Annotated in this window: 18 protein-coding genes; 14 read left to right on the top strand and 4 right to left on the bottom strand. The window is 70.5% G+C overall.

The genetic code is table 11. The annotated features are described in order from the left end of the window. Window positions 1-119 precede the first annotated feature (119 nt). The 3 genes from CSR00_RS07310 to CSR00_RS07300 are packed head-to-tail and all read left to right on the top strand — an operon-like array spanning window position 120 to window position 6090. Window positions 120-4988, top strand: coding sequence for an NAD-glutamate dehydrogenase (locus CSR00_RS07310; RefSeq protein WP_099021727.1), 4869 nt, complete (start codon window positions 120-122; stop codon window positions 4986-4988). Between the two features lie 14 nt (window positions 4989-5002). Then, window positions 5003-5416 (top strand): acyl-CoA thioesterase, encoded by a 414-nt coding sequence (locus CSR00_RS07305; protein ID WP_099021767.1) that lies wholly within the window; start codon window positions 5003-5005, stop codon window positions 5414-5416. Next, the gene (locus CSR00_RS07300) at window positions 5413-6090 is read left to right on the top strand and encodes a DUF8010 domain-containing protein (RefSeq protein WP_407662407.1); all 678 of its coding nucleotides are present in this window, start codon (window positions 5413-5415) and stop codon (window positions 6088-6090) included. Before CSR00_RS07305 ends, CSR00_RS07300 begins: the two co-directional genes overlap by 4 nt. Before the next feature lie 25 nt (window positions 6091-6115). Here CSR00_RS07300 and CSR00_RS07295 read toward each other — a convergent pair whose 3' ends face one another. Together CSR00_RS07295 and CSR00_RS07290 are read right to left on the bottom strand one after the other, a co-directional pair. Continuing rightward, the gene (locus CSR00_RS07295) at window positions 6116-6511 is read right to left on the bottom strand and encodes a globin (RefSeq protein WP_099021766.1); all 396 of its coding nucleotides are present in this window, start codon (window positions 6509-6511) and stop codon (window positions 6116-6118) included. Between the two features lie 24 nt (window positions 6512-6535). Then, entirely contained in the window at window positions 6536-7588 is a 1053-nt protein-coding gene (locus CSR00_RS07290) for a sensor domain-containing protein (protein ID WP_218014437.1), read from the bottom strand. Between the two features lie 150 nt (window positions 7589-7738). On the opposite strand from CSR00_RS07290, the gene CSR00_RS07285 reads away from it, so the two are divergent. From CSR00_RS07285 to CSR00_RS07270, 4 genes are all read left to right on the top strand, one after another. Beyond that, the gene (locus CSR00_RS07285) at window positions 7739-8398 is read left to right on the top strand and encodes an HNH endonuclease (RefSeq protein ID WP_099021724.1); all 660 of its coding nucleotides are present in this window, start codon (window positions 7739-7741) and stop codon (window positions 8396-8398) included. 115 nt (window positions 8399-8513) lie between these two features. Continuing rightward, window positions 8514-8726, top strand: a complete 213-nt coding sequence (ctaJ, locus tag CSR00_RS07280; RefSeq protein ID WP_141564309.1) for an aa3-type cytochrome oxidase subunit CtaJ — start codon at window positions 8514-8516, stop codon at window positions 8724-8726. After that, window positions 8713-9189 carry a DUF5130 family protein gene (locus CSR00_RS07275; protein ID WP_099021722.1) on the top strand — a complete coding sequence of 159 codons (477 nt, stop codon included), beginning with the start codon at window positions 8713-8715 and terminating at the stop codon, window positions 9187-9189. The genes ctaJ and CSR00_RS07275 overlap by 14 nt, the downstream gene beginning before the upstream one ends. Window positions 9190-9346: 157 nt before the next feature. Next, window positions 9347-9940: a TIGR03086 family metal-binding protein gene (locus CSR00_RS07270; RefSeq protein WP_245905881.1), complete on the top strand. Its 594-nt coding sequence runs from the start codon at window positions 9347-9349 to the stop codon at window positions 9938-9940. A gap of 14 nt (window positions 9941-9954) precedes the next feature. Here the strand turns inward: CSR00_RS07270 and pepN are convergent, their stop codons facing one another. Further along, window positions 9955-12552: an aminopeptidase N gene (pepN, locus tag CSR00_RS07265; RefSeq protein WP_099021721.1), complete on the bottom strand. Its 2598-nt coding sequence runs from the start codon at window positions 12550-12552 to the stop codon at window positions 9955-9957. A gap of 157 nt (window positions 12553-12709) precedes the next feature. On the opposite strand from pepN, the gene CSR00_RS07260 reads away from it, so the two are divergent. The 6 genes from CSR00_RS07260 (at window position 12710) to CSR00_RS07235 (ending at window position 17957) form a co-directional block, all read left to right on the top strand. After that, complete coding sequence (locus CSR00_RS07260) at window positions 12710-13276, top strand: TetR/AcrR family transcriptional regulator (RefSeq protein WP_099021720.1); 567 nt, start codon at window positions 12710-12712, stop codon at window positions 13274-13276. 47 nt (window positions 13277-13323) lie between these two features. After that, the gene (locus CSR00_RS07255) at window positions 13324-14292 is read left to right on the top strand and encodes a quinone oxidoreductase family protein (RefSeq protein WP_099021719.1); all 969 of its coding nucleotides are present in this window, start codon (window positions 13324-13326) and stop codon (window positions 14290-14292) included. Between the two features lie 176 nt (window positions 14293-14468). Further along, window positions 14469-15092: a DsbA family oxidoreductase gene (locus CSR00_RS07250; RefSeq protein ID WP_099021718.1), complete on the top strand. Its 624-nt coding sequence runs from the start codon at window positions 14469-14471 to the stop codon at window positions 15090-15092. Window positions 15093-15139: 47 nt separating this feature from the next. Further along, the gene (locus CSR00_RS07245; protein ID WP_099021717.1) at window positions 15140-16546 is read left to right on the top strand and encodes a purine-cytosine permease family protein; all 1407 of its coding nucleotides are present in this window, start codon (window positions 15140-15142) and stop codon (window positions 16544-16546) included. After that, window positions 16543-16998 (top strand): nucleoside deaminase, encoded by a 456-nt coding sequence (locus CSR00_RS07240; RefSeq protein ID WP_099021716.1) that lies wholly within the window; start codon window positions 16543-16545, stop codon window positions 16996-16998. The genes CSR00_RS07245 and CSR00_RS07240 overlap by 4 nt, the downstream gene beginning before the upstream one ends. Next, a complete protein-coding gene (locus tag CSR00_RS07235) occupies window positions 16998-17957 on the top strand; it encodes an isopenicillin N synthase family dioxygenase (protein ID WP_099021715.1) in 960 nt (319 codons plus the stop codon). Before CSR00_RS07240 ends, CSR00_RS07235 begins: the two co-directional genes overlap by 1 nt. On the opposite strand, the gene CSR00_RS07230 is transcribed toward CSR00_RS07235, so the two are convergent. Continuing rightward, window positions 17910-18842, bottom strand: a complete 933-nt coding sequence (locus CSR00_RS07230) for an aldo/keto reductase (protein WP_099021714.1) — start codon at window positions 18840-18842, stop codon at window positions 17910-17912. The genes CSR00_RS07235 and CSR00_RS07230 overlap by 48 nt on opposite strands. A gap of 81 nt (window positions 18843-18923) precedes the next feature. Here CSR00_RS07230 and CSR00_RS07225 point away from each other — a divergent pair, with 81 nt between their 5' ends. Beyond that, window positions 18924-19508: a TetR/AcrR family transcriptional regulator gene (locus CSR00_RS07225; RefSeq protein ID WP_099021713.1), complete on the top strand. Its 585-nt coding sequence runs from the start codon at window positions 18924-18926 to the stop codon at window positions 19506-19508. Window positions 19509-19511: the final 3 nt, after the last annotated feature.

The following is a 19511-nucleotide window of genomic DNA, read 5'->3' as shown; positions in this document are numbered from 1 at the left end:
TGGCGGGTTTGCGCGCAGCCACTCGCCGGGCTACTAGTGTCGCGGGTGCGTGCCGAGTCGCCGCGGTGGCGGCGACATCCAACGACGGCCGGTACGCGTTGAGTCAGGGAGGGATCCGCATGACGGTGAATCCGGGAACGACTGCGAATCCCGATGTGCTGGCGGACTGGTCGACGCTGGACCCCGATCTGGCCGCCGCCGTCCGCACGGCCTACCTGGAGACCTACCGGGGCCCGCACGGCGACGCCCCGGAGACCGACGCCGACTCGGCCGACACCGGTGAGCTGCCCGCGGCCGGAGCCCTCGACCCGCTGCCCGAGACGCTGCCGGCGGCCCAGTACCGCCTCGCCCGCAAACGTGAGGCCGGCCAGACTCTGGTCGCGGTCTACCCGGCCGGCGACCCGGGCGGGTTCGGTCCGGCCCTGCAGGTGGTCACCGATCAGGTTCCCACCCTCATCGACTCGGTCACCGTGCTGCTGCACCGCCTGGGCGTGGCCTACGTGGCGATCATGAATCCCGTCCTGCGGGTGCGCCGCAGCGCCCGGGGCGACCTGCTGGACCTCCGGGCCGACGGCGACGCGGGCGCAAACGGGGGAGCCGGCGCCGACGGCACCGCCGAGGCCTGGGTGCACGTCCAGCTGTCCCGCACCATCAACGAGTCGGCCCTGCAGGAGGCGCAGAAGCTGCTGCCCAGGGTGCTCGCCGACGCCCGCCTGGTCGCCGCCGACGCCGCCGCGCTGCACTCGGCGCTGCAGGGCCTGGCCGAGGAGGTCGGCACCGACGAGGGCGGACGGTTCCCCGGTACCGAGCGTCGCGACGTCGCCGACCTGCTGCGGTGGCTGGCCGACGGGCACTTCGTGCTGCTGGGTTATCAGCAGTGCCGCATCGACGACGGGCGCGCCTCCGTCGACGAGGCCAGCCGGCTCGGTGTGGTGCTGCGCCGCGACCACGTACTACCGCCGCTGACCAGCGCGGGCGAGCTGTTCGCCCTGGCCCAGGCCACCGTGCCCAGCTTCCAGCGCTACGGGGCCTATCCCTACATCGTGGTGGTGCGCGAGGAACGCCGCCCCGACGTCGTGGAGCACCGCTTCGTCGGGCTGTTCACCGTGGCCGCCATGAACGCCAACGTCCTGGACATCCCGCTGATCGCGCAGCGGGTGCGGGAGGCGCAGGCGCTGGCCGAGAACGACCCCAGCCATCCGGGGCAGCTGCTGATGGACGTGCTGCAGACCGTGCCGCGCTCGGAGCTGTTCGCGCTCGGCGGCGCCGACCTGCACGACCTGGCCATGGCCGTCATCGACCTCGGCTCGCGCCGGCGCACCCTGCTGTTCGTGCGGGCCGACCGGCTGGGCCACTTCGTGTCCTGCCTGGTGTATCTCCCGCGTGACCGCTACACCACCGCCGTCCGGCTCCGGATGCAGGAGATCCTGGTCCGCGAGTTCGGCGGCAACAGCATCGACTACGCCGCCCGTGTCACCGAATTCCCCTGGGCCTCGGTGCACTTCACCGTCAAGATGCCCGAGGGCACCAGCCGCCACGACATCGACGTGTCGCCGGCCAACCAGACCCGGATCCAGGGCCTGCTCACCGAGGCCGCCCGGACCTGGGCCGACCGGCTGCTCGGAGCCGTCCAGCAGGGTTCGATCGGCCAGGCCGCGGCCGAGCACTACGCCACCGCCTTCCCCGAGGTCTACAAGCAGGCGGTGTCACCCCGGCAGGCCATCGACGACATCGCCATCATCGAACGGCTCGACGACGGCGCGGTGAAACTGGTGTTCGCCGCGGACAACGACACCCAGAATCACCGGCTTACCTGGTATCTGGGCGGCCGTTCGGCCTCGCTGAGCGAGCTGCTGCCGATGCTGCAGAGCATGGGCGTGGTGGTGCTCGACGAACGTCCGTTCACGGTGACCCGTCGCGACGGGCTCGCGGTGTGGATCTACCAGTTCCGGGTCACCCCGCACCCGACCATCCCCGCCACCGGTGCCGGCGAGATCGACGACCTGGCAGAGCGTTTCGCCGACGCGGTGACCGCCATCTTCGGTGGCCGCGTGGAGATCGACCGGTTCAACGAACTGGTGCTGCGGGCCGGCCTGACCTGGCGACAGGTCGAGATCGTGCGCGCCTACGCCAAGTACCTGCGCCAGGCCGGCTTCCCGTACAGCCAGGGACACATCGAGTCGGTGATCAACGAGAACTCGAACACCGCGCTGTCGCTGGTCAAGCTCTTCGAGGCGCTGTTCGACCCCGACCAGTCCGACGCCGACAAGGCCCAGCGCGCCCAGACCGCCGCGGCCGAGGTCTCCGCCGGTATCGACGCGCTGGTCAGCCTGGACACCGACCGGGTGCTGCGCGGGTTCGCCTCGCTGATCCAGGCCACCCTGCGCACCAACTACTTCGTCGACAGAGCCGACTCGGCCCGCGCCCAGGGGGTGCTGTCGATGAAGCTCAATCCCGGGCTCATCGACGAACTGCCGCTGCCGCGCCCGCGGTTCGAGATCTTCGTCTACTCGCCGCGGGTGGAGGGCGTGCACCTGCGCTTCGGGGCGGTGGCCCGCGGCGGACTGCGCTGGTCGGACCGCCGGGAGGACTTCCGCACCGAGATCCTCGGGCTGGTGAAGGCCCAGGCGGTCAAGAACGCCGTCATCGTGCCCGTCGGCGCCAAGGGCGGATTCGTCGTCAAGCGGCCTCCGCTGGCCACCGGCGATCCCGGCACCGACCGGGAGAACACCCGCCACGAGGGCGTCGCCTGCTACCGGCTGTTCATCGGCGGACTGCTCGACGTGACCGACAACGTCGACCGCTCCACCGGGGCGGTGGTGTGCCCCGACGGGGTGGTCCGGCGCGACGGCGACGACGCCTACCTGGTGGTGGCCGCCGACAAGGGCACCGCCACCTTCTCCGACATCGCCAACGACGTCGCCAAGTCCTACGGCTTCTGGCTCGGGGACGCGTTCGCCTCCGGCGGCTCGGTGGGCTACGACCACAAGGCCATGGGGATCACCGCCAAGGGCGCGTGGGAAAGCGTGCGCCGGCACTTCCGCGAGATGGGCGTCGACACCCAGACCGAGGATTTCACCGTCGTGGGCATCGGCGACATGAGCGGCGACGTGTTCGGCAACGGCATGCTGCTCTCCGAGCACATCCGGCTGGTGGCCGCGTTCAACCACATGCACATCTTCCTGGACCCCGACCCCGATGCGGCGTCCTCGTTCGCCGAGCGGACCCGGCTGTTCAACCTCCCGCGTTCCAGCTGGACCGACTACGACGAGTCGCTGATCTCGGCGGGCGGCGGTGTCTACAGTCGCGAGCAGAAGTCGATCCCGATCAGCCCCCAGGTGCGCTCGGCGCTCGACATCGACGAGTCGATCACCGAACTGACCCCGCCGGCGCTGGTGCGGGCCATCCTCAAGGCCCCGGTCGAGCTGCTGTGGAACGGCGGTATCGGCACCTACGTCAAGGCCGAAACCGAATCCGACGCCGACGTCGGCGACCGGGCCAACGACCTGGTCCGGGTCAACGCAAACCAGGTGCGGGCCAAGGTGATCGGCGAAGGTGGCAACCTCGGCGTCACGTCGCTGGGCCGGGTCGAGTTCGACCTGACCGGCGGCCGGATCAACACCGACGCCCTGGACAACTCCGCGGGCGTGGACTGCTCCGACCACGAGGTCAACATCAAGATCCTGATCGACTCGCTGGTCACCGCGGGCAAGGTGGACCCCGCCGAACGCACCGGGCTGCTCGAATCGATGACCGACGAGGTCGGTGAGCTGGTGCTCACCGACAACGCCGAGCAGAACGACCTGATGGGCACCAGCCGGGCCAACGCACCCAGCCTGCTCAACGTGCACGCCCGCCAGATCGCCGAACTGGAGACCAGGCGCGACCTCAACCGCCAGCTGGAGGCGCTGCCCACCGACAAGGAGATCCGCCGGCGCACCGAGGCCGGACTGGGGCTGACCTCCCCGGAGCTGGCCACCCTGATGGCCCACGTCAAGCTGGCGCTCAAGGACGACGTGCTGGCCAGCGAACTGCCCGACCAGGACGTGTTCGCCGCGCGGCTGCCCTCGTATTTCCCGGGCCCGCTGCGGGACCATTTCGTCCCCGAGATCCGCGCGCATCAGCTACGCCGCGAGATCACCACCACGATGCTGGTCAACGACGTCGTCGACACCGGTGGCATCACCTACGCCTACCGCGTCACCGAGGACGCCGGCGTCGGCTACGTCGACGCCGTGCGCTCCTTCGTGGCCACCGACCAGATCTTCGGCATCGGCGGGGTCTGGCGCCAGATCCGGGAGGCCAGCCTGGTCCACCACATCCCGGTGCACGTCTCCGACCGGATGACGCTGGACCTGCGCCGGCTCGTCGACCGCTCGGCCCGCTGGCTGCTCAACTTCCGCCCGCAGCCGCTGGCCGTCGGCGCCGAGATCAACCGGTTCGGGGCCAAGGTGGCCGCCCTGACCCCGCGGATGCGTGAATGGCTGCGCGGCGACGACCTCGCGATCGTCAACCGGGAAGCCACCGAGTTCGCCGCCCAGGGCGCCCCCGAGGACCTGGCCTACACCGTGGCCACCGTGCTCTACCAGTACAGCCTGCTCGACGTCATCGACATCGCCGACATCGTCGAACGCGACGAGGTCGAGGTCGCCGAGACCTACTACGCGCTGATGGACCACCTCGGCGCCGACGGGCTGCTGACCGCGGTGTCCCGGCTGCCCCGCGACGACCGGTGGCACGCCCTGGCGCGGCTGGCCATCCGCGACGACATCTACAGTTCGTTGCGGCAGTTGACCATTGACGTGCTGGCCGTCGGCGAACCCGACGAGAGCGGCGAGCAGAAGATCGCCGAGTGGCAGCACACCAACGGCTCCCGGGTCGACCGCGCGCACCGCACCCTCACCGAGATCGCCGAGGCCGAGATCCTCGACCTGGCGACGCTGTCGGTGGCCGCGCGCCAGATCCGCAACATGACCCGGACGAGCTGAACAGGAGAGTGGTGGTGGGCGAACGGTTCGTCACGCCGGTGCCGGTGCGCTGGTCGGACATCGACATGTACCAGCACGTCAATCACGCCACCATGGTCACCATCCTCGAAGAGGCCCGGGTGCCGTTCCTGGCCGACGCCTTCGCCGCCGATATCACCACCACGGGGCTGCTGATCGCCGAGGTGAAGGTCGCCTACAAGGGGCAGCTGCGGCTGGTCGACTCGCCGCTGCAGGTCACCATCTGGGTCAACCGGCTGCGCGCGGTGGACTTCACCCTGGGCTACGAGGTGCGTTCGGTCAACGCCGACCCCGATTCGCGGCCCGCGGTGATCGCCGAGACGCAGCTGGCCGCCTTCGACATCAACGACCAGCGCCTGGTGCGGCTCTCACCGCAGCACCGCGAATACCTCCAGCGGTGGCTGCGATAACCGAGCGCGGGATCTGGCTGGCCGATCCCGCCCAACGCACGGACCTGGCCACGTTCGCCGAGCGGGTGCAGCGCCTCGACGACGCGGCCGTGATCCGGCTGCGCAACCGGGCACCGGGGTCGGTGGTGGCGTGGGTGGCGACCGGGTTCGACGTGCTGGCCAGCCGCGTGGTGGCCGGTCGGGTGCGCCCCGACGACCTCAGCGCCGGGGCCGATCAGCTGTCCCGGGGACTCGCGGCCATGGACGACTCCGGGTTCGTCGACCCCGGCTTCCCGATGGACTCGGCCTGGCGGGGCGCGCTGCCGCCGGAGTCGGGCTTCGTCCACCTCGACGACGTGCCCGCCCGCGTGATGCTCGACCTGGCTCAGCGGGGAGTGGCCCTGGCGCGCGAGCACGGCAGCGGCCAGGGCCCGCCGGTGTCGCTGCTGGATCAGGAGGTGGTCAGCGTCAGCGCCGGCGACCTCACCGTCGGCATCCCGATGCGCTGCGTGTTCGCGCTGACGGCGCTGGGTTTCCTGCCGCAGTCGGCCGGCGGGGCCGACGAGTTCGCCCCCGAGACGGTGGCCGCCGACGAGATCGTGCGGGTGCGGGCGCTGCCGGCGTGGCTGCGCATCGACGCCCGGTTCGGGTCGATCTACCGGCGCCGCGGCGACCCGGCGCTGGTCCTGCGCTGAACCCGCGCCGGACCGTCCTGCGGGCTCAGAACGGCGAGTTCACCATCGACTGCGCGGCCATCTCCAGATAGTCCAGCAGCGCCTTGCGGTGCGCGTCGTCGAGGGTCTCGGAGTCGATCGAGGCCACCGCGGTGTGCATGCAGCGCAGCCAGGCGTCGCGCTCGAGAAAGCCGATCCGGAACGGGCTGTGGCGCATCCGCAGCCTGGGGTGCCCACGCCGATCGGAATAGGTGCGCGGCCCACCCCAGTACTGCTCGAGGAACATCCGCAGCCGTTCCTCGGCACCGTCGAGGTCGTCCTCGGGGTAGAGGGGCCGAAGGATCTCGTCGTCGCGGACCAGCTCATAGAAGGTCGACACGATCTTGTCGAACGTCTCGTGCCCGCCGACGGCGTCATAGAAGGACTGCTGCACCGGTTCCATCTCCTCCATTGTGGCCGATGCCCGTCAGCCGGGGATACGCGAGAGCATCTCCTCGGCGATCGTGGCCGGTTCGTCGTCGATCTTCAGGGCGAAGACGCTGAGGTCGATGACGACGTTGCTCTTGGCCGCCAGGATGCGGTAGTAGGGCAGCGGCTTGGCGCCCAGAAAGGTGTTGACCAGGGTGGTCACGTTCTGTTTCTGGACCGGGGTGCCCACCCGCCAGGTCAGCGACGTCAGTCCCGAGGCCGACAGCGTCAGCTTCTCGCCCGCGCAGCCCCGCCAGGTCTTGGTGACCCGGGACACGAAATCGCGGGCGTCGGTGCTGCCGGCGAAACGGGCGGCGAACTGGTCGACGAGCATCGCGCTGTCGGGATCGGACAGATTCAGTTTCCGGAAGCTCTCGGCGTCGGTGTACTCGGTGGCCAGCCCCGCGATCACCGTGCCCGCGCACTCGGCCGGTTCGGCCTTGGCGTCGCTGGCCGCGTCGCCGCCGCCGGAACCCTCCTCGGCCGACCGCAGCTTCGGGTTGCCCATGATCGCGCGGATCTCCTGCGGGTTCAGCAGCACCGCCGACAGGTCCGGGCCGGCCGCCTGCGGGGGCCGCACCTGCACGCTCGGTGCCGGGCCCGCTCCGGGGGCCAGTGAGGTGCCGGGAACGGCGACCGTCGACGTCGACGGGCTGGTGGCGGTGATGCCCCACAGCGCCAGCGCGAACACCGCCAGCATGATGAACGTGTAGGACAGCGTCAGCCCGATGATCGCCCGGTCGCGTCCCGGCTGGAAGCGCTGCCGGATCTGCGAGAGCGCCAGATGGCCGAGGACCGCGCCGACGGGGGCGAAGACGAACGCGAACACCACCGACAGCGTGGCCAGCGGGTTGGTCCGCTCCGGTGGCTGGGGCGGGCCCGCCCAGGCCCCGGGCGGGAAGGGCCCCGGCTGCCCGGGCGGGCCGTAGGGGGCCTGCGGACCGCCGGGCCCGGGCCCGTACGCGAACGGCGGGCCGGTCTCGGGCGGCCCGTCGGGATACTGCGGATACCGGGGGTCGCCGGGCCCCTGACCGTACGGTTCGTATGTCACAAACTTCTCCCCTCGTGCGTGCTGTGACGAGGCGGTTGACCCCGTGACCCGGCCGCGCGTCACGCGATGTTCATCGGATTGACCAGCGAACACGGCGCAAATTGCCGTGCGGCGGTTCCCGATCCATGGTGGACTGTCCGCGGAGGACCGATGGCGCAGCGCAAACGCAACTCTAAGAACCGAGCTGGCCGCCATGTGCCGGGGGCCCTGGGTGGCCCGGCCGGCGCACCGGCGTTGCACAGCGTCGACACCGTCGCGCCGCCGGTACACGTGCCCCACGACAGTGTCTCGGTGTGGGGCCGGCGCCGGGTGCTGCTGCTCAACTCGACCTACGAACCGTTGACCGCCCTGCCGATGCGGCGCGCGGTGGTCATGCTGCTGTGCGGTAAGGCCGACGTGGTGCACGACGATCCCGACGGGCCGGTGATCCACTCGGCGACCAGGACCATCGCGGTGCCTTCGGTGATCCGGCTGCGGTCCTATGTGCGGGTGCCCTACCGGGCGCGCATCCCGATGACCCGGGCGGCGCTGATGCACCGGGACCGGTTCCGGTGCGCCTACTGCGGCAGCAAGGCCGACACCGTCGACCATGTCGTGCCGCGCAGCCGCGGGGGAGAGCACAGCTGGGAGAACTGCGTGGCGTGCTGCTCGCCGTGCAATCACCGCAAGGCCGACAAGCTGCTCTCCGAGCTGGGCTGGGCGCTGCGGTTGGCCCCGATGCCCCCCAAGGGCCAGCACTGGCGGCTGCTGTCCACGGTCAAGGAACTGCATCCGGCGTGGGCCCGCTATCTGGGGGAAGGCGCGGCCTGACCGCGTCCCGGGTCGGAAAACCCGGGCCGGACGCGCGGGAAACGCGGTCTCGATAGAGCCGGCGGGTCCGGTGGGATAGGTTTACCCCGTGAGTACCGCGCTGACCCATTCCCTGATGGGCGGGGTTCCCCTCCTGGTGCTGGTGATCGTGTACCTGCTGACCATGCTCAAGAAGGGCCCCCACCCCGAGTCCTACACGCTGCCCGACGAATGGACCTACGGTCCGATCCTGTGGGCCGCCACCGAAGAGGAAGTCGGTGCCGGGCACGGGCACGGGCACGGTGCCGAGGAGCTGACCGTGGGAGGTGGCGCAAGTGGCAAGTGGTGAGCACGCAACCGTCGCGACCGTCGATCCGGCGTCGCTGCCGGTCGGCTGGGCGGTGACCTCCAGCGGCCGGGTCTCCGGCGTCACCGAGCCCGGCACGCTCTCGGAGGACTACCCGTTCTCCATCGCGGAGCGGGTCGAGCTCGATGAGGCGCTGAAGTGGGGCACCCGGGCGTCCAAGGCCCGCTTCGCGGTCTACATCGGCGAGCTGGGGGCCGACACCGCCGCCGAGGCGCGTCGCATCCTGGGCCGGGTGCCCACCCCCAACGACGCCGTCCTACTGGCCGTGTCGCCCAACCAGAAGGCCATCGAGGTCGTCTACGGCGAGGGCGTCAAGGCGCGCGGCGCCGATGCGGCCGCCCCGCTGGGTGTGGCCGCCGCGGCGTCGGCGTTCCAGGAGGGCAACCTCATCGACGGTCTGGTCAGCGCCGTGCGGGTGATGTCGGCCGCGATCTCGCGCCCCTGACGGCACCGCACCACATCGCGGGCCCGTCCCGTCGCGCCCGTCCCGTCGGTCCCGTACCGATTGACTCGGTACTGAGAGCGAGTTCCGGGGCCGATTCTTCGCGCTCAGTACCGAATCGATCCTGGGTGTCGGTACTGCGTGCCGTTACGATGCGGCCATGACCGACGACGCGGCGATGACCGATGCCATGCCGATCGGCACCGCGCTGGACCGCGCACTGGAGCTGTTCAGCGCCGCGGTGGAGCAGATCCCCGCGACGGACTGGGATCGGCCGTCCAACCTCGCCGGATGGAGCGTGCGTGACCTGGTGGGGCACGCGACGGGCAGCGCGACCAAGGCGGTGATCCAGGTCGAGGGCGGGGACATCTGGCGCGGCCCCTCCGAACCGGCGGACTGGGTCAGCGAACGGCCGGTCGAGGATCTGCGCGAACTCGCCGAGCGGCTGCACGCCGCGCTGCCCGGGGCCGACATGGACGCGCCGCGGCCCTCACCGCAGGGCGAGGTGCCGCTGCGGCGCGCACTGGCGTTTCCCGTCGCCGACCTGGTGTTGCACAGCTGGGACGTACGGCGCAGCGGTGGCCGGGAGACCGAGCTGCCCGACGACCTGCTGGCGATGTGTGAGGCGCTGGTGGCGGGCGTGCCCGAGGAGGCCCTGCGCCGGCCCGGTGCCTTCGGGCCGGCTCAACCGGCCCCCGACGACGCGACCCCGACGGCCCGGCTGATGGCCCACCTGGGGCGCGCCGTCACCTGAGCCGGGGGCGCCCGTCAGCTCGCGTCGAACTCGCGCGCCTTCAGCGAGCGCACCACCCCGGCGCGGCCCTCGGACACCAGCCGCCGCAGTGCCGGGGGCACCTCGCCGGCCAGGAACGCGTCGGCGGCGGCGACACCGGACTGGCTGATGTCCCACGACGGGTAGAGCCCGACCACCACGGTCTGGGCGACCTCGCTGGAGCGCCGCTCCCACACCCCGGAGATGGTGTCGAAGTACCGCCGCCCGAAGGGGGCCAGCAGCTCGCCCTGCCCGGGACGCACGATCCCGGTGATGATCGACCGTGCGGTGATGTTGGCCAGGGTGTCGTCCTCGACGACCTGGGTCCAGGCCGCCTCCTTGACCGCGGCCTGCGGCCGGGCCGCCGCCGCGGCCGCCGCCTGCCGACGGCCCGTGGCGGTCGGGTCACGCTGGGCCTCGGCGTCGATGAACGGCGTCTCGGTGCCCCCGCCGTCGATGCGGCCCGCCGCCGCCAGCGCGGTGACGATCCGCCAGCGCAGATCGGTGTCCACCTCGAGGCCCGCCAGCCCCAGCTCGGCGGGGTCGCGGTCGAGCAGGTCGGCCAGCAGCACCACGTGCTGGGTGGACAGCACCGACGAGCACAGCGCGTTGACGAAGGCCAGCTGATGGTCGGAGCCGGCCTCGGCGGCGCGGGCCAGTTCGACGAGCCGGTCGGCGAAGGCCGGCCACCCCTCGGCCGACGCCCACGCCGGGTCGGCGTAGGAGCCCAGCGCGGTCTGGGCCTGCATCAGCAGCCGCTGGGCCACCCCCACCTCGGACTCGGCCTGAATGCCGCCGCTGACCAGGGTGACGAAGTTGCGGGCCTTGAGTTCGGCCTCGCGGGTCATCTCCCAGGCCGCCGACCAGGCCAGGGTGCGGGGCAGCGAATCGGCGATGTCGGCGATGCGGGTCAGCATCGTCTGCAGCGAGCCCGGGTCCAGCCGCAACGAGCAGTAGGTCAGGTCGTCATCGTTGACCAGTACCAGTTTGCCGGCCGAAACCCCCTGCAGGGCAGGCACATCGGTGCTGGGGCCTTCGACGTCGAGTTCCTCGCGGTGTACGCGGACCAGCTTGCCCGTACCGGCCGGGTCGTCGTCGTAGACGCCGACGGCCAGCCGGTGCACCCGGGTCTCGCCGGCGCCGGGCGCGGCACCGCCCTGTTCGACGGAGAACCGGGTGAAGCGGCCCTGCGCGTCGACGTCGAAGTCGGGCCGCAGGGTGTTCAGGCCGGTGGTCTTGAGCCACTGCCGCCCCCAGTGGCTCAGGTCGCGCCCCGAGGACTTCTCCAGCGCGCCCAGCAGATCCGAGAACGTCGCGTTGCCGAAGGCGTGATCGCGGAAGTAGTCGCGCAGGCCGGCCAGGAACGCCTCCAGGCCGACGTAGGCGACCAGCTGCTTGAGCACGCTGGCACCCTTGGCGTAGGTGATGCCGTCGAAGTTCACCTCGACGGCGTGCAGGTCGGGGATCTCGGCGGCCACCGGGTGCGTCGAGGGCAGCTGATCCTGCCGGTAGGCCCACGACTTCTCCACGTTGGCGAAAGTGGTCCAGGCCTGGGTGTACTCGGTGGCCTCGGCCTGGCAGAGCACCGAGGCGAACGTCGCGAAGGACTCGTTGAGCCACAGGTCATCCCACCAGGCCATGGTGACCAGGTCGCCGAACCACATGTGCGCCATCTCGTGCAGCACCGTCTCGGCGCGCCGCTCGTAGGACGCGCGGGTCACCTTGCTGCGGAAGACGTAGTCCTCCAGGAAGGTCACCGCGCCGGCGTTCTCCATGGCCCCGGCGTTGAATTCCGGCACGAACAGCTGGTCGTACTTGCCGAACGCGTACGGCACCCCGAAGTTGCGGTGGTAGAACCCGAAGCCCTGCTTGGTCTCGGTGAACAGCCGTTCGGCGTCCATGTGGTCGCCCAGCGAGGCCCGGCAGTAGATCGCCAGCGGGATCTCGCCGTGCTCGTCGGTGTAGGTGTCCTTCCAGCGGGCGTAGGGCCCGGCGACGAGGGCGACCAGGTAGGTGCTCATCCGCGGCGTGGTCGCGAAGGTGTGCACCTTCGGCCCGCCCTCGGGGCCCCGGTCCTCGATGAGGGTCGTGGCGCCGTTGGAGATGACGTGCCAGTGGCCCGGCGCGGTGACGGTGACGTCGAAGGCGGCCTTGATGTCGGGCTGGTCGAAGCAGGCGAACATCCGTTTGGCGTCGGCGGTCTCGAACTGCGAGTACAGATACACCTCGTCGTCGACGGGGTCGACGAACCGGTGCAGACCCTCGCCGGTGTTGGAGTATCGGCAGTCGGCGTCGACCACGACGACGTTGTGCGCGGCGAGCCCGCGCAGCGGAATCCCGGTGGACTCGTCATAGCCGGACACGTCGATGGCGTGGCCGTTGAGCGTGGCGCTGCGGACCTTCTCGGCGGCCAGGTCCAGGTAGGTGTCCGCGCCGGCCAGGGCGTCGAACTCCACGGTGGTCACCGAGTGGAAGGTGCGTTCCCCGGGCCCACCGCTGCTGTCGGTGAGGTCCAGGGAGATGCGGTAGCTGTCGACGGTGACCAGGGCGGCGCGTTCGACGGCCTGGTCCTGGGTGAGATTGGGAAGTGCCACGACTCTCAACAGTAATCGTGGGCGCCGACAGCGCGTACTCCCCACCTTGCTCCGGACGCCTGATGCCCATCCGGCCCGGCCCCGTCGGCATGTTGATACGTCGTCACCCAGGCCGCAATAATTGACTGAACATTCCGGAAAACCCTAGGGTGGGTTCATGGCCCGGACACGAGAGTTCGACGCGGACACCGCACTCGACGCCGCGATCGGCGTGTTTCGTGAGCACGGCTTCGAAGGCAGTTCGGCCCAGATGCTGGTGGACCGCATGGGGATCGGCCGACAGAGCCTCTACTCGACCTTCGGTGACAAGTGGCAGCTCTACCGGTCGGCGGTGCGACGGTACGCGATGGGGGAGTGCGCTGCCCATATCGACGCCCTGCGCAAGGGGCCGCGCGCCGTGGACGGCATTGCCGCGATGCTGCATCGCGTGGCTGAAACGGCTGCTCAGCCCTGTCTTGGCGTCGGATCGATCTGCGAGTTCGGTGCAACGCGGCCCGACCTCGCCGAAATCAACGAAGTCCTGGGGGTCAGTCTGCGAACTGCCGTGGCCGGACGCATCCGTGATGCGCAGCGTGAGGGAGACGTCACCGGTGACGTCGATCCCGACGCTGTGGCCCGGTTTCTCATCGCGAACATTTCGGGTATCCGTGTGGCCGGACGGGGCGGCGCCGACCCCGCAACCCTGGCCGGTCTGGCCGATATGGCGATGCGGGCGCTTCGCTAGCGGAAACCGACCCATTGTTGATCGATTATTCCTTAAAGGGGGTTTCCATGAAGGCCATAGTCATGACACGGGCCGGCGGCCGTGAGGTGCTGGAGTACGTCGAACGTCCCGACCCCGCGCCAGGTCCGGGTGAGGCGCTCGTGGAGATCGCCTATGCGGGCGTGAACTTCATGGACATCGGGGTGCGTCAGGGGGCGGCGTGGACGGACGTCCCCGACCCGAAGATCCTCGGAGTCGAGGGCGCCGGGCGGGTGCTCGCACTGGGGGAGGGCGTACACGGCCTGTTGGTCGGTCAGCGCGTCGCATGGGCGTATGCGCCCGGAAGCTATGCCGAGAGAATCGCGATACCCGTCGCGTCTCTGGTGCCCATTCCGGATGCGGTTGACGACCGGGTGGCGGCGTCAGTGATGATGCAAGGGCTCACCGCGAGCCATTTCGCGACGGACTTCTACCCGGTGCAACCCGGTGACCTCGCCTTCGTTCATGCGGCGGCCGGCGGCCTGGGGTTGCTGCTCACCCAGATCGTCAAGCTGCGCGGCGGCCGGGTCATCGGACGCGTGTCCTCGGATGCCAAGGTCCCGGCGGCCACGGCGGCCGGCGCCGACCACGTGATCGTCGATGCCGAGGGCCGATTCGCCGAGGATGCGTTGCGGCTCACCGAGGGGCGGGGTGTGCAGGTGGTCTACGACGGCTCCGGGCCCACCACGTTCGAGGGATCGCTCGACGTGCTCGCCCGGTCGGGCACCTTCTGCTGGTACGGTCCCGTCCTCGGCGGCCCCGGTCCCATCGACATCATGAGCCTACCCAGGAGCATCAAGATCGGGTATGCGGTGTTCTCCGATCACATCGCCACTCCCGCGCAGCTTCGGGAACGCACCGAACAACTCTTCGCGTGGATCGCCGAGGGCAGGCTGGAGGTCAAGATCTTCGGTGAGTATCCGCTGACGGATACGGCGCGGGCCCATGCCGAGATGGAGGGGCGCAAGACCGTCGGCAAGCTGTTGTTGGTGCCCTGAGCGCCGACGGGTCGGTGGCCGCGAACTCAACTCAGGGGCCGCGGGATCGACCCGACTTCGACGAAGCCGGGCGGTGGGTGCGGGTGGTTGGACCCCGGCGGGAACACGACCGGAGGTGTGTCGGTTGTGCCGTATGGAACCGTGCCCGTTCAGCCCTCGACGAAGGAAACATCCCTATGTCCTCTCCGGTATCCGCAGAGAAGTCCCGCGCCGATTTCTGGTTCGACCCGCTGTGCCCGTGGTGCTGGATCACCTCGCGCTGGATCCTCGAGGTGGAGAAGGTCCGCGATATCGACGTCCACTTCCACGTCATGAGCCTGGCCGTGCTCAACGAGGGCCGCGAGCTGCCCGAGGAGTACCTCGAGCTGATGAAGAAGGCCTGGGGGCCGGTGCGCGTGGCGATGGCCGCGCACAAGCTCAAGGGCGACGAGATCCTCTCCCCGCTCTACACCGCGATGGGCACCCGGATCCACAACCAGGACAACAAGGATCTCGCCGACGTCATCGCCTCCTCGCTTGCGGAGGTGGGCCTGCCCGCCGAGCTGGCCGAGGCCGCCGACTCCGACGAGTACGACGTCGAGCTGCGCAAGAGCCACCACGAGGGGATGGACGCCGTGGGCGAGGAGGTCGGCACCCCGACCATCCACGTCAACGGGGTGGCGTTCTTCGGCCCGGTGCTCTCTCGCATCCCGCGCGGCGAGGAGGCCGGCAAGCTGTGGGACGCCTCGGTGATCTTCGCCTCCTATCCGCACTTCTGGGAGCTCAAGCGCACCCGCACCGAGCCGCCGCAGTTCGACTGACCGGCGCTCCGGTTGCACGGCGGCACGGCCGGGGTCAGAGTCTTCGCATGACAGCGCCCGAACCCACCACCGACGGCACCTACCGCGACCGGATCGTGGCCGTCGAACCCGGCGGTAACGAGTTCATCGGCGAGGCGGACCGGCACGGGCGGCCCAGTCAGCTGTTCTGGACATGGGCGTCGCCCAACCTGGAATTCGCGACCATCTTCGTCGGTGTGCTGGCGGTCTCCTACTTCGGGATGACGTTCTGGCAGGCGGCGGCGGGCATCGTCGTGGGCACCGGGCTGGGTGCCGTCGCCCACTACGTGCTCTCGGCCCGCGGCCCGCTGCACGGGGTGCCGCAGATGGTGCTGGGCCGGCTGCCATTCGGTTTCAAGGGCAACGCGGTACCCGCGGTGCTGATGTCGGTGACCGCCGGGGTGGGCTGGTTCGCCACCAACAGCGTCAGCGGGGCGTTCGCGCTGGCGACCCTGTTCCACATCGGCCCGCTGCTGGGCCTGGTGCTGGTGGTGCTGGTCCAGACCGCGCTGGCCTTCTTCGGTCACAACCTGGTGCAGGCGTTCGAGCGCTGGGCGTTCCCGGTGCTGGCGGTGATCTTCGTGATCACCTCGGTGGTGATCCTGAGCAAGTCCAACCCCGGCGCGCCGGCCGTCGAGGGCGGCGTGGGCGGCCTCGGTGGTTTCCTGCTGACGGTCGGCACCGCGTTCGGCTACGCCGCCGGCTGGACCCCGTACGCGGCCGACTACACCCGCTACCTGCCGTCCTCGGTGTCCGGCGCGCGCACCGGATTGTTCGCCGCCGCCGGCCTTTTCCTGTCGTGCACGCTGCTGGAGATCGTCGGGGCGGCCTCGGTCACCATCGGCGCCGCGGCGTCGGACAACCCCACCGACGCGTTCACCAGTGAGCTGCCCGCCTGGCTGGCCGGCGCCACCCTGCTGGCCATCGCGATCGGTGCCGTGGCCGCCAACTCGATCAACGTCTATTCGGGCGCGATGGCCTTCGTGACGATCGGCATCAAACTGCCCGCGCACGTCGCCCGCGCCCTGGTCACCGTCTTCTTCGGGGTGGCCGGATTCCTGATCGCCTGGTGGGCGCTGGCCGACGCCGCCGCCAGCTATGAGGCGTTCCTGCTGCTCATCGCCTACTGGGTGGGGCCGTGGCTGGGGGTGGTGTTCGCCGATCAGTACCTGCGCCGCGGCCAGCCCATCGCCGGGTACCTCTATGACCGCTCGTACACGAACTGGCCGGGGCTGTCGTCGTTCCTGATCGGGCTGGTGGTCTCGGTGCTGTTCTTCTGCAACCAGGAGAAGTTCGTCGGGTTCGTGGTGCGCGCGGTGCCCGAGATCGGCGACATCACCTTCTTCGTCGGCTTCGTGCTGGCCGCGGTGTCCTACCTGGTGCTGTGCCGGTCGAAGATCGAGGCCGAGCGCGCGTCGCTCGCCGGGGCGCTATGACCGCGCAGCAGATGCTCGACCGGATGCTCGACGTCGCCGTCGACGAGGCCCGAAAGGGCCTCGGGGAGGGCGGCATCCCGATCGGGGCGGCGCTGTTCACCGCCGACGGGCAGCTGCTGGGCAGCGGGCACAACCGCAGGGTGCAGGACGACGACCCGTCGGTGCACGCCGAGACCGACGCCTTCCGCGCGGCCGGACGCCAGCGCGACTACCGCTCCACCGTGATGGTCACGACGCTCTCGCCGTGCTGGTACTGCAGCGGGCTGGTACGCCAGTTCAACATCGGCGCGGTGGTCATCGGCGAGTCGCGGACGTTCACCGGCGGTCATGACTGGCTGGCCGAGCACGGGGTGGCGGTCACCGTGCTCGACGACGAGCGCTGCGTGGCGATGATGACGGACTTCATCGCCGCCAATCCGGTTCTGTGGAACGAAGACATCGGAGTTTCGTGATGAGTGCTATTGCCACGGTTGATATTTCACGCTGGTACGCCGGAGGTTCCGAGGCCGACGCGGTGGCCGCTGCGGTGGACGAGGGTCTGCAGCGCGCCGGCTTCATCGTCGTCACCGGCCACGGTGTGGACCCCGCGCTGACGGCCCGCGTGCGCGCGGCCAGCCGGGAGTTCTTCGCGCTGCCCGACGAGATCAAGGCCCGCTACTCGGTGCCGGTGGGGGGCCACGGCTGGATCGGGCCCGGCGCGGAGGCCAACGGCTACGCCGAGGGCACCGAGACGCCCCCGGATCTCAAGGAGAGTTTCAGCCTGGGTGCCGAGACCGCCACCGGTGACCCGGAGGTGGACCGGATCTGGTTCGCGCCCAACGTCTGGCCGGCCGAGGTGCCCGCACTGCAGACCCTGGTCAGCGAGTACGTCGCGGCGATGCGCCGGGTCTCCGACGACCTGCTGGCGTTGTTCGCCCACGCCCTCGGCCTGGCGGGCAACCCCTTCGTCACCCTGGCGGACCGGCCGACGTGGACGATGAACATCAACCACTACCCGCCGGTGAGCGTGGTCGGTGAACCCGAACCCGGCCAGTTCCGCATCGGCCCGCACACCGATTTCGGCACCGTGACCGTGCTCGACCGCGAACCCGGTGCCGGCGGCCTGCAGGTCTACTCCGAGGGGGCCGGCTGGGAGGACGCGCCGTGGGAGCCGGGGGCGCTGACGGTCAACATCGGTGACCTGCTGGAGTACTGGAGCGGACGGCGCTGGCCGTCGGGCCGGCACCGGGTGCTGCCGCCGCAGCCGCAGGCGCCCGAGGAGGATCTGGTGTCGCTGATCTACTTCTACGAGGCCAACCACGACGCGCTGGTCACACCACTGCAACCGCCGGTCGGCAAGGTCTCGGGGCTGCCGCCGGTGACGTCATCGGCCTTCATCAAGGAACGCCTCGACGCCATCACCGTCGGCTGACCCGGCGCCGGGGACGGCGTCGAGCGCGGCCAGCTGGGCCGGCGACAGTGCGACGTCACCGGAGCGCAGGTTCTCCCGCAGGTGCGCGGGCGAGCGGGTGCCGGCGATCAGCAGGATGTCGGGGGAGTGGGCCAGCAGCCAGGCCAACCCGATCTGGGCGGGGGTGGCGCCCAGCTCGCCGGCGATGCGGCGCACCACCTCGTTGTCGGTGACCTTGGGAAACCCCGGGAACGCCGACCCCAGCGGAAAGAACGGCACCCAGGCGACGCCGTGGCCCGCGCAGATCCGGAGCATGTCCTCGCACCGGCGGTCGAGCAGGCTGTAGGCGTTCTGGACACACACGATGCCGGCCGGCAGGGCCCGGTGCAGCGTCTGCGGGGTGACGGCGCTGAGGCCGATCGCCCCGATCTTGCCCTCGTCGCGCAGCGCGACCATCTCGGCCAGCTGGTCATCGAGATCGACGACCTGGTCGCCCTCGGCCAGCACGCCGGGGCCCAGGTCCATCCGGCGCAGATTGACCACCGCGATCCGGTCCAGGCCCAGTTCGGCGAGCTCGCTCTCCACGGCGGCGCGCAGCTCGGCGGGCTTCTGCGCGGCGGCCAGCGGAACCCGGCCCCCGGGAACGTGCACGGCGCCGACCTTGCTCACGATCACGAGGTCCTCGCGGTAGGGGGCCAGCGCGGCGCGGATGCGCCGGTCGACCTCGCCGCCGCCGTAGAAGGGGGCGGTGTCGAGGTGGTCGACGCCGCACTCGATCGCGCGGCGCAGCACGACGGCGGCCTCCTGGGCGGTGCCGTGTTCGAGTTGCATTGCGCCGTAACCGATGCGGGCCACCTCATGACCCGCGATGCGGCCGGTGCCGCCGGGGCGTCGGGCGGGGTCCATGATGCTCCCGTCGTGCCATACTGACGATGCGGAGGAGCCTCCGCTTTCCTTCACCGTAACAGAATCGGAGGATCCTCCGCTTTGTCCGAGTCGACGCCGGCGCCCACCCGGGCGGACGCCCGCCGCAACCGCGAGCTGCTGCTGCGGACGGCGGCCGAGGCCTTCGCCGCCGCCGACGGGCCGGTGTCGCTGGAGGCCGTCGCCCGGTCGGCGGGCGTGGGCATCGGCACGCTCTACCGGCATTTCCCCAACCGTGAGGCGCTCGTCGAGGCGGTCTACCGCGCCGAGCTCGCCGAGGTGTCGGCCGCGGCCGCCGAGCTGCTGCGCCGCAACCCGCCGGTGGTGGCGTTGCGGCGCTGGATGGAGCGCTACGCCCGGTTCGTCGCCGCCAAGCAGGGCATGGCCGAATCCCTGCGCGCGGTCCTCGATTCCGGCTCGGTCTCGCGGAGCCGGACACGCGCCGACATCATCGGCGCCGTCGAGTCGCTTCTGGCGGCCGGCATCGACGAGGGCAGCCTGCGTGCCGATGTCCGCGCCGAGGACGTGGTGACCGGCCTGCTGGGGATCTCGCTGGCGGCCACCTCGGAAGAGCAGCGGCGCCGACTGCTCGAGCTGCTGGTCGACGGGCTGGTGGCGACGCGCGGGCCGGTCCCCGGCGGGCAGTAGGGT

Origin of the sequence: Mycolicibacterium palauense (assembly GCF_002592005.1) — a bacterium.
GTDB lineage: Bacteria > Actinomycetota > Actinomycetes > Mycobacteriales > Mycobacteriaceae > Mycobacterium > Mycobacterium palauense.
Note: the sequence above shows the minus strand (reverse complement) of the source record. Positions and strands in the feature narration are given on the sequence as shown.

Excerpts from the sequence above, each read along its gene's own strand:
- CSR00_RS07250 (WP_099021718.1), top strand. The coding sequence starts at position 14,469 with ATGTCCTCTCCGGTATCCGCAGAGAAGTCCCGCGCCGATTTCTGGTTC.
- CSR00_RS07270 (WP_245905881.1), top strand. The coding sequence starts at position 9,347 with ATGACCGACGACGCGGCGATGACCGATGCCATGCCGATCGGCACCGCG.
- CSR00_RS07255 (WP_099021719.1), top strand. The coding sequence starts at position 13,324 with ATGAAGGCCATAGTCATGACACGGGCCGGCGGCCGTGAGGTGCTGGAG.
- CSR00_RS07310 (WP_099021727.1), top strand. The coding sequence starts at position 120 with ATGACGGTGAATCCGGGAACGACTGCGAATCCCGATGTGCTGGCGGAC.
- CSR00_RS07235 (WP_099021715.1), top strand. The coding sequence starts at position 16,998 with ATGAGTGCTATTGCCACGGTTGATATTTCACGCTGGTACGCCGGAGGT.
- CSR00_RS07240 (WP_099021716.1), top strand. The coding sequence starts at position 16,543 with ATGACCGCGCAGCAGATGCTCGACCGGATGCTCGACGTCGCCGTCGAC.
- CSR00_RS07245 (WP_099021717.1), top strand. The coding sequence starts at position 15,140 with ATGACAGCGCCCGAACCCACCACCGACGGCACCTACCGCGACCGGATC.
- CSR00_RS07295 (WP_099021766.1), bottom strand. The coding sequence starts at position 6,511 with ATGGAACCGGTGCAGCAGTCCTTCTATGACGCCGTCGGCGGGCACGAG.
- CSR00_RS07230 (WP_099021714.1), bottom strand. The coding sequence starts at position 18,842 with ATGGACCCCGCCCGACGCCCCGGCGGCACCGGCCGCATCGCGGGTCAT.
- CSR00_RS07260 (WP_099021720.1), top strand. The coding sequence starts at position 12,710 with ATGGCCCGGACACGAGAGTTCGACGCGGACACCGCACTCGACGCCGCG.
- CSR00_RS07285 (WP_099021724.1), top strand. The coding sequence starts at position 7,739 with ATGGCGCAGCGCAAACGCAACTCTAAGAACCGAGCTGGCCGCCATGTG.
- ctaJ (WP_141564309.1), top strand. The coding sequence starts at position 8,514 with ATGGGCGGGGTTCCCCTCCTGGTGCTGGTGATCGTGTACCTGCTGACC.